This is a genomic window from Lactobacillus kullabergensis (assembly GCF_003151025.1).
In the GTDB taxonomy this organism is placed as follows: Bacteria; Bacillota; Bacilli; order Lactobacillales; family Lactobacillaceae; genus Lactobacillus; species Lactobacillus kullabergensis.
Genome location: NZ_CP029477.1, coordinates 1,070,498 through 1,084,081 on the forward strand (window position 1 = coordinate 1,070,498; position 13,584 = coordinate 1,084,081).

Below are 13,584 nucleotides of genomic sequence, written 5' to 3' on the forward strand. Positions count from 1 at the left end.
ACCTCTATTTAACATTTAATGCAGAATGCAATTTTTTCATTAATTTGTTTGGACTTTGTATTGCAGTATCTGTTGAAATTTGGACAATTTTTTTGCCCTTAAATCTTTCTCTTCCCGTTACTTTTACATCAACTGCTAGTAAAACAACATCAGCTTCTTTAATATCTTCTGGTTTCAGTGCATCTTCAGTACCGATAGTACCCTGAGTTTCAATATGAATTGTGTCTCCACAATCTTTAGCAGCTTGTTCCAATTTTTCTTTTGCAATATAAGTGTGAGCTATTCCCGCAGAACAAGCTGTTATGCCAACAATTTTCATTCATAAACATCTCCTTTATTCTTTAAAAGCATCAATCACTTCCTGAATGCTTTCAGCTTTTTTCAATTTGTCAACAACTTGCTTATGTCCTAATCTCCCTGCAAATATTGACAATAGTTTTAATTGATTTTTTGCTGAATTGGTATCATTGCTTACAGCAAACAAAATAACTATTCTAATCTTCTCGTTATCCAATGATTCCCATTCAATGCCATGTTTCAAAATTCCAATAGCAACACCTATTCGTTTGACATCATCACTTTTTCCATGAGGGATTGCTATTCCTTGACCTATTCCGGTTAAGCCTTCTTTTTCTCGTAAATAAATATCTTGGACAAAGTGGTCAACTTTATCAATATAATTTGCATTTTTGAGCAACTCTGCTAATTGCACTATAACTTCATATTTATTTTTAGCATTAAGCCCAATTTTTATAACCTTAGGATCCAAAACAGAAGTAATATTTTCCATATGTAAAACCAAATACTTTTATGCCTTAAATGTTTCAGTCTGGAAGTTTTCGATTTTGTAAGGTACTTCAACTGGCTCTTCGTGTTCAAAATATAGATGGGTTCTATTAGTTGCCTTGCAGAGTTCATTCTTATGATGTACAACTTTTTGTTCTTCAATCATTGCTTCTGGAAACATTAATTTTGGCTCGCGCATTTCATTTGGATCACTGTTATCGAGCAAATGGCGCAAACCAGTTGCAAACGCAATTTTGATATCACTTGAAATGTTTATTTTATTGATGCCATTGTCAATTGCTTCTTGAATTTTATCGTCAGGATTATTTGAAGCTCCGTGCAAAACTAATGGTACATCTACAGCTTCTGAAACTTGTTTTGCAATTTCCGGTTTCAATTTAGGCTGTACATCTTTAGGGTAAAGACCGTGGGCAGTACCAATTGCAATTGCCAAAGAATCAACATTTGTTTTCTCAACGAAGTCCTTAGCCATTTCAGGTGTGGTGTAATGTACATCGTTTGTTAAATGGCCGTTGACATCATAACCCGTATCAGCTATTGTTCCTATTTCAGCTTCAACTGATATTCCAGTAGCATGAGCTGCTTCAACCACCTTTTTAGTGGTGGCAATATTTTCATCATATGGTTTCATAGAGCAATCAATCATAACGCTGGTAAAGCCAAGATGAATAGCATGAATGCAGTCTTCATAACTAGCACCATGATCTAAATGTAAAGCAATCGGCAAATCTGTTTTATTAATGCCCTGTAAAACTTGCCCCACAAAGTTATCACGCAAAAATGCCAGCTCGGTGGGATGAATCGCCATTATAAAAGGTGTTTGATCTTCAATACACTTTTCCAGAGTTGCTGTAAAAAGTTGTCCAGATCCAGCGTTGTAAGCTGGTATTGCAAAGTGATTTTTATGTGCTACATCCAATAATCTTTTTCCTGTTACTAAAACCATTTTTACCTCCAAAAATTAATAAATTATATTTTCTGAAAAACAAACTTTTTATGGTCCACTTTTCATAATCTTCCTCCTTTACAAGTATTTTTCTATTTCTTCTGCTGTTTGACATTGACTTATTTTGGAAATGACGTTTTTATCTGCAAATTTACGGAAAATTTTGATCAATCTTTTGATTCTCGGACTATTCTTTTGAGATTTACGGCTAATCAATAAAATAAAACAAGTATCTACAGCAGTACTATCTGGACATTTCCATTCATCTATTTTCTGAGCTAACTTACAAATTATTAAATTAGGAATTACATTTTCTTCTAAGATGATATGAGGAAAGGCAATACCATTTCCAAAAGAAGTGTTTTTAACCTGTTCCCTGGCCTGCAAGCTTTTAAAAATTTCTTTTTGTGATAATTTTTTTTGATTGGCAACGCTTTTGGATATCAGAGAAAAAAGTTCTTTTTTAGTAATTTTTTGGTCAACATTTATTTTTATAAAAAAATCATCGCTGCTTTTGGATTCTGTAGACTGCTTGTCTGACATTTTTTTCATCTTCTTTTGTTAAAAAAGCACTAACTAGTTCAACTGGTACATTGGTTTTTACCGATAATGGAACTGTGCTTATCAGCAAGTCAATATTCTTATGTTTTTTTAGTATGTCTTCTATCTCGAGGTTGGAACCTAAGCCTATGACCTTTAAATCAGGCATTAATTTTCTTATTTTTGTTGAAATTATTTCTGAAGTACCAATCCCTGTTGTACAAATAATATAAACACGTACCCTTTTATTCCTACGTGGTTGAGCTTCTATGTATTTAACGAAGTAAAGGCATATAAAACCTGTTTCATTATCTGAAATTTCTGGTAAGTGAAATTCACGTTCCACCTGTTTTGAAGCTAACTTAGAAGCTTCAAAAACTTTCTCATATTCCAATTTAATATCATTTAATAAAGCATTTGGTAAGGATACTTGCATTTTTAATCGAATGATCATTGAAAAAATATGATTTTTAATATCATTCAGTATATATTTGCTAAAACCGGTATTTAGAAATTGTGAAACCAATGTAATGTATTCTTGAGAAACTCGTTCTGCTAATTTATAATCATCAGAAGTTATTTCACTTTTTTTCTCACTAAATCTAGAGGAAATTAGATATTCAAATAAGTAGTAAGTTTCAACTTCTAAAGATAATGGCTGTACATTTAAATAATTTTCAATATTTTTAATAATTTTCTGGCAAATCTTGAAAATTTCAGGATTTGCCTTTGATTTTCTTGTTATGCTGGACTTTGACTCAACTGAATAATTTACTGATTTAAATTTTCTTGCTCTGCTTAACAGAATATAAATATGTGTAAAAAAATTAATATTATAAGGATAAGGAAGATTGTTATTTAGAGATTTCATTGCCAGTTTTAATTGTTCTAAGGCGAAGTCAAAATCTTGGTCATCATATTGTCCAATACTATTTCGCAAACTACTAATTTCTGTTGTATTGTTAACATGTAAAACTACTTCAATCATGGCATTTCTAATATTTTTTTCTGTTCCTTTGATGCTTAAAAAACGTTGTTTGCGAATTAATGACAGATTCCATCTTTTAATTTTTGCAGAAATCATTTTTTCATCATTTTGAATTACTGCTTCACTAACATATAAACTATTAATAATATCTGTAATTGAAACTGCTTTAGGAGATGCAATTAAGAGCCTGGTTAAAATATTTTCTTGACGTTCATTGATTTCCGAAAAAGCAGCAGATTTTTTATTTTCGTACTTTAAATAATTTTGATAAACTAATTCAAATCCCTTACTTCTTTTAGAAATAATTATTTTTTCTGGAAAATTCTGATTTAACTGATTGATCCTCCTAATTATCGTTTTACGTGAGACGTTTAATTTTTGCGAAATTTTAGCCGAAGAATTGAAACCATGATTTACTTTTAAATAGTTGATTATGGATTGATTCAAATCTTTAACCATTTCTTTTCTCCTTCCGACATTTTTATTATATAAGTCTGTGTAAGCGCTACATCATAAGAAAATGTCCCCAATCAAAATTGAATGAGGACAAATAAAAAAGCAAAAGAGCTGTGTATAATTTTCACAGCTCTTTTGCTTTAGTTAAAAATACTTTTATACTTTCCTAATCCCAACTGGTATTTTGTGCAGCATCTTTTTCGGCTTGTACTTTCAAGTTTGCTTCAATTTTGGCTACATCGTCTTGATACTTATCTTCGACCTCAATACCCAAATCAGTTAATTGTTGTTCAGATACAGGAGCAGGTGCATGCATCATTGGTTCTGAAGCATTGGCATTTTTCGGGAATGCCAATACATCACGGATATTATCTTTTTCAGCAAGCAGCATTGCAAAACGGTCAAGCCCGATGGCAAGTCCAGCATGTGGTGGAAAGCCCATATCCAAAGCTTCAAGAAGGTAGCCAAATTGTTCATAGGCACGTTTTTTGGTAAAACCGAGTGCCTTAAACATTTTTTCCTGAATTGAACGCTTGTGAATACGTATTGAACCTCCACCCAATTCATCACCGTTCATAACAATATCATAGCTGCGAGCGTGAGCCTTGTGCGGTTCAGTATCCAATAATTTAATACCTTCATTATCGGGCATAGTGAATGGATGGTGCGCTGCAATCCATCTACCGAATCCTTCATCATATTCAAATAATGGCCAATCAACCACCCAGACAAAGTTAAATACATGTTTTGGAATAATATTTGTTTCTTTAGCGAATTCACGACGCAAATGGTCAAGCGAGTCGCAGCAAACTTTCCATTTATCCGCAATAAATACGACTAATTCGCCGCCTTGCAAGTTAAATTCATTGATTAAAGAAGCTTTATTTTCATCAGTTAAGAATCGAGAAATTGGACCAGAGAACTCACCATCTTCAAATTTGACCCAAGCCAAACCTTTTGCATGGTAGCGCTTAATATAGTCCTGCTTTTTCTCAATTTGTTTGCGAGAGAATTTTTGAGCACCATCTTTAACTGCAATCCCTTTAACAAAGCCACCATTGGCAATAGCACCAGAGAAGACTTTAAAAGCACTATCCTTAAAGATTGGACTTAAGTCGTGAATCAACATGCCAAAACGAGTGTCTGGTTTATCTGTTCCGTAATTATTCATTGAATCTGTCCAGGAAATGCGGTCAATTGGAGTTTTCAGATCAATTCCCATTACGTCTTTCATGATTTTCTTGAGCAAGCCTTCAGTGTAGTCTTGTACCTGCTGCTCATCGGTAAAAGAAGTTTCCATATCAATCTGAGTGAATTCAGGTTGCCTGTCACCCCGCAAATCTTCGTCTCTAAAGCATCTAGCTAACTGATAATATTTATCAAAGCCTGCTCCCATCAATAGCTGCTTGAAAAGCTGGGGAGATTGTGGCAGAGCGTAAAAACTGCCAGGATAAATTCTAGACGGTACCAAATAATCACGAGCACCTTCGGGTGAAGATTTTCCTAAAATTGGTGTTTCAATATCAATGAAACCATTTTGATCAAAAAATTCATGTGTTGCTCGTAAAATTTTTGACCGTAAAATGATAGCATTTTGCAAGTTGGGTCTACGCAAATCCAAATAGCGATACTTTAGCCGAGTCTGTTCGGCAACTTCAACATTATCTTTAACTTCAAACGGCGGATTCTTGGCTTTGTTCAACACATTGATTTCTTTAGCCTCGACTTCGACTTCTCCCGTTTTCATGTCAGGATTAATACTTGAACGCTTAACTACTTTACCTTTAACCTGAATTACATATTCATTTCCTAGTGAATCTGCAATAGCCATTAACTCTTGGCCTGAATCATGATTAACTACAACTTGGACAAGACCTTCTCGATCGCGTAAATCAATAAACACCAGATTACCTAGATTTCGCACACGTTGTACCCAGCCGTACAAATTTACACTCTGATTAATAAATTTTGATGTGATATTACCACAATAGTCAGTTCTTTTTTCCATTTTTTCCATTTTTATTCCTTTAATTGTTTCATTACCGCATTCATATCTTCAAGATCGTTGAAATTAAACTTAAATGTTTTAGCATCAGAAAGTCTCTTAACATTTAAAACTTCGGCAGCTAATTCTTTATCGCCAAGAGTAATAACGTATTTTGCTTTAGCTCTATCAGCTTTTTTAAATTGGGCTTTTAACTTCTTTTGATCAACATCATATTGAACTTTTAAACCTTGCTTACGCAACAAACGAGCAATTTCGACAGTTTTTACTTCGGTTCCTTGACCAATATTGGCAATAAAGAAATCAATACCCTGATCTTTAAAAAGTTCGGGATTTTGTTTTTGTAAAACCAGCATCAAGCGTTCTTCGCCTATACCAAAACCGACTGCAGGTGTTCTTGGTCCGTCAAATTCCTCTACTAAATTATCATAGCGACCACCACCTACAATTGTAGATGCAGATTCCCAAATACTTTTATCTTCTACCATAAATTCAAAGATTACACCAGTATAATAATCAAGTCCGCGAACCAAATCATTATCAATCACATAATTAATTTTTAATTGGTTCAGTATCTTTAGAATTTGGTCAAAATTTTCTTTTGATTTTTGATCCAAATAATCAACTATTTTAGGTGCTTTAGGCAAAAATTGCTTATCCTGTTCATCTTTGGAATCTAAAATTCGCAAAGGATTCTTTTCTAACCGTCTTTTTGAGTCATCAGAAAGCTGGTCTCTGACAGGCTTAAAATAATTGACCAGCGCATCATGATAATCTTGACGAACTTGTGCATTACCCAGCGTATTAATATGTAACTCATAATTTTTTACACCGAGTTTGGCTAATAAATCATGAGCCAGGACGATTGTTTCTACGTCAGCTAATGGATTAGAAGAACCAAAACTCTCGATGCCAATTTGGTGAAATTCACGTTGACGACCTGCTTGAGGTCTTTCATAACGAAAAGTTGATTCAATATAATAAACATTTAAAGGCTTCGCTACTTCTGGTGCATAAAGCTTATTTTCAACGTAAGCACGCACAACTCCAGCTGTCCCTTCAGGTCTTAAGGCAATGTGTCTGCCACCTTTATCATTAAAATCATACATTTCTTTTTCAACAACATCAGAAGTTTCACCACTCGAGCGCGAAAAAACATTATAGTTTTCAAAACTGGGTGTCCGAATTTCGCGATAATTTGCTCGTTTAAAAAAATCACGTAAAATTTGTTCTACCTTTTCCCATGATCCAGATTCATCTGGCAAAATGTCAACTGTTCCTTTAGGTCTTTGAACTCTCATTTAATCATCCTTTTAATAAAAAAACGTCCTTGAATAAATCAAGGGCGCTCTGATTTAGCACGGTACCACCTTTTACCTGCTGCGAATAACGCTCGCGAGGCGATCATTATCTGGTAAAGGGGTCACAGTTAGTTTTTTCCCACCTTTTCACCAAAAACAGGCGGTCTCTGAATAAAAATACTAAACTTCAGTCTTTGTCATTGATAATTCTTTTTTAGAATATAGTTTTCACAGTTAAAAGTCAACCTGTAGTACTACTACGCATGATATTTACAGATCCAACACGATTGTGAAAGGTCCATCATTTTCTAAATCAACCTGCATGTCGGCACCAAATTCACCTGTTTCTACAGTTAAACCCAGTTTCTCCAATTCTTTATTGAACTGTTCCCATAACTTTTTTGATTTTGGTGGTCTCATAGCTTTAATAAAACTTGGTCGATTGCCTTTCTTGGTATCTGCTAACAATGTAAACTGACTGACACTTAAAATCTGTCCGTCTACATCTTTAATTGCTAAATTAGTTTTACCATTTTCATCTTCAAAAATACGCATTTTGGCAATTTTAGCAGCGGCTTTTTTAACGACTTCAGCTTCATCGCCTTCTTTTAACCCGACGAGCAATAATAAACCCTTACGGATCTGTCCTACAGTATTTCCCGCAATTTTAACACTAGCCCGGTTTACTCTTTGGATCACAATTCGCATTAATTATCAGCCCTCCTCGTCTGGTATACGTCTGGTATATCCCTTAACTTGGTCAAAATGCCATCTAATTGAGCTGAATTTTTGACTGCCACTGTAGCATATATATGAGCAATATTATCTTCATTAACTTTGCCTGAGATATTATTAATATTTGGGGTTAGTGTGTTCAATTTTGTAATGACATCTGTAAGTAATTTACCACGATTGTAGCCGAAGACTTCAATATTGGCATTAAATGCTTGAGCACTGTTTTCTTCAACATTTTCCCACTGAACTTCGATCAGTCTGCCCTTGCTTTCGTCATTATTTACAATGTTGCGACAATCTGTTCGATGAATTGTCACGCCCCGACCTTTAGTAACATAGCCGACAATTTCGTCTCCTGGTACTGGGTTGCAGCACTTGGCCAAATGAAGCATCAGGTCACTTATGCCTTGTATCATGACACCATTTTTGTGCTTGATCTTCATTGCCTTAGAATCTTTTTTACTTGGTGGATTTTCAGAAACAGATTTTTGCCCTGAATTCAGAATTTCTTCTTCAAGTTGCTGTTGCTTTTTCTTTTCATTTTCGTGCCGTATATCCGCAGTTAATCTATTCACCACGCCAATCGCAGAGAGATCACCAAAACCAATTGAAGCATACATTTCATCTGCTGTGTGGTAATTTATTTGTTCTAATAGTGGTTCAATATGTTCTTTAGACATAAATACTTTGGGTGAAAGTCCTTGCTCACGCAGTTTGTCGGCAACCATTTGCTCGCCCTGTTCAATACTATGGTCACGATCAAGATTTCTAAAGTACCGGCGAATTTTGTTGCGTGCGCGCGAGGTCTTAACTAAATCAACCCAGTCGCGTGAAGGGGTAGCATTCGACTGCGTCATTATTTCAATGACATCACCATTTTTCAGTTTATAATCAAGAGGTACTAATTTACCATTGACTTTGGCTCCGACTGCATGGCTACCCACTTGAGTATGGATTTCATAAGCAAAATCTAAGGTAACTGAACCTTTTGGCAGTTCATAAACCTCACCTTTAGGTGTGAAAACATAAACGCGATCAGAGAAGATCTCGCTTTTAACGCTTTTCATGAATTCATCAGCGTCTGAAGTTTCATCTTTTAATTCTAAAATTTCACGGACCATGTCCAATTTTTCATTTGAACTGGTTTGTTCTACGCCTTTAAAATTTCCCCTCTTATATGCCCAGTGAGCAGCCACACCGTATTCAGCAATTTCATGCATTTGTTCGGTTCTGATTTGTATTTCAAGAGGTCTGCCACCAGGTCCAATAATAGTGGTATGAAGCGACTGGTAGCCATTGACCTTGGGAACAGCAATATAGTCCTTGAACCGGCCCGGCATTGGTTTCCATTTAGTATGAACTGCTCCCAAAACTGCATAACAGTCTTTAACCGTTTTAACAATCACGCGTACTGCCAACAAGTCATAAATTTCATTAAAATCTTTATGCTTGTTGACCATTTTTTTATAAATAGAATAAATATGCTTTGGCCGACCATATATTTCGTACTTAATGCCCAGGCTATCCAAACTTTCCTTAAGTGTCTTGATAGCATCTTGGATATATTTTTCCCTTTGGCTGCGTTTAAGACTCATTAGATTAACAATGCGATAATATGCCTTGGGGTTCAAATAATGAAAACTCATATCTTCAAGTTCCCATTTAATTGTTCCGATACCCAAACGATCAGCTAAGGGAGCATAAATATCCATAGTCTCAGATGCAATTCGGCGCTGCTTATCAGGGCGCAAATGCTCTAAAGTATGCATATTATGCAGTCTGTCAGCTAATTTGACCATAATCACACGAATATCTTTTGCCATTGCAATTAACATTTTTCTGTGATTTTCAGCCAAAAATTCTTGATGCGATTTATACTGGTATTTATTTAATTTAGTGACACCATCAACTATAAAAGCAACATCTTTACCAAATTTTTCCTTAATATCATCATTAGTGACTGGCGTATCTTCTACTGTATCATGTAGGAATCCTGCTGCAATTGTATCCGGATCAAGACTCAGTTTTGCAAGAGTACCGGCAACTTGGGTAGGATGAACGATATATGGCTGACCGGAGGCTCTTTTTTGATCTTTATGGGCATTTGCAGCAAATTTATATGCTTTTTCAACAAATGCAATTTGATCATCATTCATATATTTTTTACAGGTATCTATCACCTGTTCATGTGTCATTTCGATGTACTTTGACATAGAATATCGCCCCTTCTAGCACTATCCGTAAATTTGATTATCCATTAGACCAAATATTTCCAAAATCAGGTAAATTAACGCAAACAAAAAGTTATAATTAGCATATTTCAATAAAACAATTAAGCAAAAACAGCCTGGCATAAACAAGAGCCAATAGTGCCTTAAATTAAGTGCTTTAATCAATTTGCCAATGTGATAGCTGATTATGCTGTTGAGTACTATAAATAAGAGACCCACACGATAAATAGTCCCTATTGAAAACAGACTAAATAAGAGCGGCAAAATCATGACTAATATACTCCAGTAAATTACTGGTGTTATCTTATAGCTATTTAACTTTTTAAAAAAAGGAATATTTTTTAGTTTATCAATCAACTTGTCAGTTCCTTACTAATTTAATTATCTATTATAACTCTTTTTAGTTATCTTTTCTTTCAATAATCAGTCCAATCCAACGTCCCTGCTGCATTGATAATATAATTTGGAATCCATTGGTAGTTAAAGCTGTCCTGATTTTTTCTATCTGGTCACAATCTATCCCAGAAAAAATCACTTTTCCATTAGAGTTTAAATGCTCATTCAATTCTGGAATCAAATCAAGTAAAATTTCAGCTAAAATATTTGCTACAATAATATCATATTTACTTTTGACTTGATTTAATAAGTTCGTCTTCTGCACTTTTATATTAGTTAAATTATTTAAAGATATATTTTCATTAGCAGCAGTTATTGCCTCATCAGATATATCTGTCGCTAAAACTGAACTTGCTCCTAAGACAGATGAAGCAATAGCTAAAATTCCAGAGCCAGTGCCAACGTCACAAACAGTCTCTGGTTTGACTAAAATCTGTTCCAGTCCTAACAGTGCTAATTGAGTAGTCTTATGTGAACCAGTTCCAAATGCCAAACCTGGGTCAAGTTTGATTATGTTTTGGTCTTTAAAAGCTGGCTGATATTCTTCCCATTCAGGTACTATTGCCAAGTGCCTGGAAAAATCAATTGGATGATAAAATTTTTGCCACACTGTATTCCAGTCTTCATCTTTGATATAAGAAGCAGTCACTTTAGCCTGACCTATTTTCAAACCGTAACCCTCTAATTCAGACAGTTTTTTTTGGTACTTTTTAACTAATTCTGCCTGATCTTGTACCATATCAAAATATGCTAAAAATTCCAAATCTTCAGGTAAGTCTTTTATTTCGTCAAGTTTAACAATTGTTGAATCAGATTCCCAACCAGCTTGTTCAAAATCTGAACGTTTCCGTGTTTCAGTGCCCAAACACTTTAGTACATCATGACTATATATATTTAATGCATCTTCAACTTCATGACTAGTTTCTATTTTAATAATTAACAATTTCATTATTTTTTTAACTCCCTTTTATTTTCCCTTTTATCAATGCTATCATTAAAAAGGTGATCATTATGTCAAAAAAGAAAAATAAGATTGAAAAGACGCTCGTCGAAAAAATATTAGATAGGAATAAAATACTATATCGACAAGCAGAGTTTGCTACACGTGAAGACTCAGGTGGTGTGGCAAAAATGGATACATCCATTTTAAACGAGAATGAACATTTGGTCTATAAAACTTTGGTGTGCTGTGGAAATAAGACGTCGACTTTAGTAGCGGTAATACCAGTAACCGAGCATTTGAGCATGAAAAAGCTTGCCAAAAACTCCGGTAATAAAAAATGTGAAATGTTGCCTCTGAAAGATTTAGAAAATACTACCGGTTATGTACATGGGGCTAATACTCCCATTGGCATCTATTTTAAACATCATTTTCCTATTTTTCTTGATAATAGCATGATTAAAGAAAATGAAATTGCTGTTTCCAGTGGCAAAATTGGCCGGAGCGTGTTTTTAAATCCTCAAGATTTGCAAAAAATCACACATGCAAAATTTTGTGATTTACTGGAATAAAAGCAGAATTTAAATTTCGCATCCCGAAAATTTTTCTTCTAAAGAGTTGCTTAAGTTATAGTATTAAACCGTTCTTTCTAATATAATTAAAACAAATAAAAAGTATAAAGAATAGGAAAAAACAAATGACATTGTTAACAGATGAACAACTTGCGAACATCGCACACGACTATTTTTTGAGCAAGCTAAACATTGCAGAAATCTCGAAAAAGTATAATCTCTCCCGCTATCTTATAGCTAAAGCAATAGAAGAAGCCGAAGATAAGGGAATTGTGAAAATTAGTATTTATCAAAGTCCTAAACGGGCACAAAAACTTGAGCGTGAATTCCAAAGACTCTTTGATTTAAAAGAAGTTTATATCTTAGAAGATAAAGAAACCAAAAATCAAGATAATGAAATGATTGTTAACTTTGCAGCTAAACAAATACAGAATTATATTAATTCCGCTCATGTCATAGGTTTAACTTGGGGAACTCTCTTAAGAGACATCATTGATGATTTTTCAGTAGAAACGCGTGATGATTTGACTTTTGTACAGTTGTTAGGTCAAGTGGTTAATGCAAGCAAGCGTAAACTGCCATTAATTCAACATGCTGCAGATAAGTTCAGCGCAAAATGTCTAACTTTTCCTGCTCCCCTTTATGCGATTGATCCCACTTTAATAAAAAAGGTTCATAAAGAACCGTATTATGAATATATAGAAAAATACTTCTCACAGCTCGACCTAGTATTTGCAAGTATCGGAACATTCCAGTCGTTAGAATCAGGCCAATTCTTTATGGATTATTATGCAGATAAACTATTTGCAGGTTTGGAGAAAAATCAATTAGCGGGAATTATTTTTGGCAGGCCTTATGATATTAAGGGACGTTTTTATAGTCCTATTGAGCCACATATATCTGGCATCAGCCTTTCTAATATTTTTGCAATTCCGGATCGCTTTGTAATTGTTAGAAATCGTTTTAAAGAAGATGCTCTTTTGGGAGCGTTAAGGACAGGCGTAATTACTCACTTGATTACTACTAGTGGAATAGCCGAAAGAGTTTTACATAAGAATGACACTCTTTAGTTTTAATCAGAGGATATCTCCTGCTTATACAAATTAGTGATAAAATTTTGTAAATCTGTGACCGAATGTCTTCTTGAACGAGCACATTCTTTTGCAGGTCTTGAACATAAAAAACATCTGCGAACAGGCATACCCAATTCTTTGCGGGATATAGCCTGTTTTTGCTTATTAATCAACACATCAGCATCAAAAAGTCGATTTAGTTTTTGGTGATCTTCAAATTCAACTGCTTTTTCTTTTACAACTCTGTAGTTACTATTAACAAGGTAAAAATTTTCTGGACCTGTTACTTTTTCCCAATGTTCATAAAGAATAAAAGGCAAATCACTGCTTTGAAAAATTTTTTCTAAATCAAAAATACCTTCGGCAAATATTTTTTCTAAATAACAATTGTTTTTAATAGGTCCAGGAATATTCAATTTAACATCCAATAGTGTAATCTTTGGAAACTTTTGTAAAATTTCTTGTTGAAGCTTGACTCGTTCATCTTTATTTTCCAGTACTTCAGCTATACTCTGAGGCTGACCCTTGTCAAAAATTGATTTTATCATTCTGGTATTCACTTCTTTTTATATTATAACTAAAAAATGTGAGAAC

13 protein-coding genes are annotated in these 13,584 nt (G+C 34.3%); 2 read left to right on the forward strand and 11 right to left on the reverse strand.

The annotated features are described in order from the left end of the window. Positions 1-4: 4 nt before the first annotated feature. The 10 genes from DKL58_RS05055 to prmA all read right to left on the reverse strand — a co-directional run bounded on the left by DKL58_RS05055 (position 5) and on the right by prmA (position 11,354). Complete coding sequence (locus DKL58_RS05055; protein WP_045928133.1) at positions 5-319, reverse strand: PTS fructose transporter subunit IIB; 315 nt, start codon at positions 317-319, stop codon at positions 5-7. A gap of 15 nt (positions 320-334) precedes the next feature. Continuing rightward, positions 335-790 carry a PTS sugar transporter subunit IIA gene (locus tag DKL58_RS05060; protein WP_109586328.1) on the reverse strand — a complete coding sequence of 152 codons (456 nt, stop codon included), beginning with the start codon at positions 788-790 and terminating at the stop codon, positions 335-337. An 18-nt stretch (positions 791-808) separates the two neighbouring features. Further along, entirely contained in the window at positions 809-1,753 is a 945-nt protein-coding gene (locus DKL58_RS05065; protein WP_109586329.1) for a ketose-bisphosphate aldolase, read from the reverse strand. A gap of 78 nt (positions 1,754-1,831) precedes the next feature. Next, on the reverse strand, positions 1,832-2,296 hold the full coding sequence (locus DKL58_RS05070; protein ID WP_162542331.1) for a PTS sugar transporter subunit IIA: 465 nt from the start codon (positions 2,294-2,296) through the stop codon (positions 1,832-1,834). Continuing rightward, a complete protein-coding gene (locus DKL58_RS05075) occupies positions 2,256-3,740 on the reverse strand; it encodes a BglG family transcription antiterminator (RefSeq protein ID WP_109586331.1) in 1,485 nt (494 codons plus the stop codon). Before DKL58_RS05075 ends, DKL58_RS05070 begins: the two co-directional genes overlap by 41 nt. A 163-nt stretch (positions 3,741-3,903) precedes the next feature. Further along, on the reverse strand, positions 3,904-5,754 hold the full coding sequence (gene aspS, locus DKL58_RS05080; RefSeq protein WP_162542332.1) for an aspartate--tRNA ligase: 1,851 nt from the start codon (positions 5,752-5,754) through the stop codon (positions 3,904-3,906). Positions 5,755-5,756: 2 nt separating this feature from the next. After that, positions 5,757-7,043, reverse strand: coding sequence for a histidine--tRNA ligase (gene hisS, locus DKL58_RS05085; RefSeq protein ID WP_109586332.1), 1,287 nt, complete (start codon positions 7,041-7,043; stop codon positions 5,757-5,759). Between the two features lie 270 nt (positions 7,044-7,313). Beyond that, positions 7,314-7,751, reverse strand: coding sequence for a D-aminoacyl-tRNA deacylase (gene dtd, locus DKL58_RS05090; protein WP_109586333.1), 438 nt, complete (start codon positions 7,749-7,751; stop codon positions 7,314-7,316). Further along, the gene (locus DKL58_RS05095) at positions 7,751-9,991 is read right to left on the reverse strand and encodes a RelA/SpoT family protein (protein ID WP_109586334.1); all 2,241 of its coding nucleotides are present in this window, start codon (positions 9,989-9,991) and stop codon (positions 7,751-7,753) included. The genes dtd and DKL58_RS05095 overlap by 1 nt, the downstream gene beginning before the upstream one ends. A gap of 418 nt (positions 9,992-10,409) precedes the next feature. Continuing rightward, the gene (gene prmA / locus DKL58_RS05105) at positions 10,410-11,354 is read right to left on the reverse strand and encodes a 50S ribosomal protein L11 methyltransferase (RefSeq protein WP_109586336.1); all 945 of its coding nucleotides are present in this window, start codon (positions 11,352-11,354) and stop codon (positions 10,410-10,412) included. Positions 11,355-11,416: 62 nt separating this feature from the next. On the opposite strand from prmA, the gene ybaK reads away from it, so the two are divergent. Together ybaK and DKL58_RS05115 are read left to right on the forward strand one after the other, a co-directional pair. Beyond that, a complete protein-coding gene (gene ybaK / locus DKL58_RS05110; protein ID WP_109586337.1) occupies positions 11,417-11,917 on the forward strand; it encodes a Cys-tRNA(Pro) deacylase in 501 nt (166 codons plus the stop codon). 125 nt (positions 11,918-12,042) lie between these two features. Then, complete coding sequence (locus DKL58_RS05115) at positions 12,043-12,987, forward strand: sugar-binding transcriptional regulator (RefSeq protein ID WP_109586338.1); 945 nt, start codon at positions 12,043-12,045, stop codon at positions 12,985-12,987. Between the two features lie 2 nt (positions 12,988-12,989). On the opposite strand, the gene citX is transcribed toward DKL58_RS05115, so the two are convergent. Next, positions 12,990-13,538 (reverse strand): citrate lyase holo-[acyl-carrier protein] synthase, encoded by a 549-nt coding sequence (gene citX / locus DKL58_RS05120; RefSeq protein ID WP_109586339.1) that lies wholly within the window; start codon positions 13,536-13,538, stop codon positions 12,990-12,992. Positions 13,539-13,584: the final 46 nt, after the last annotated feature.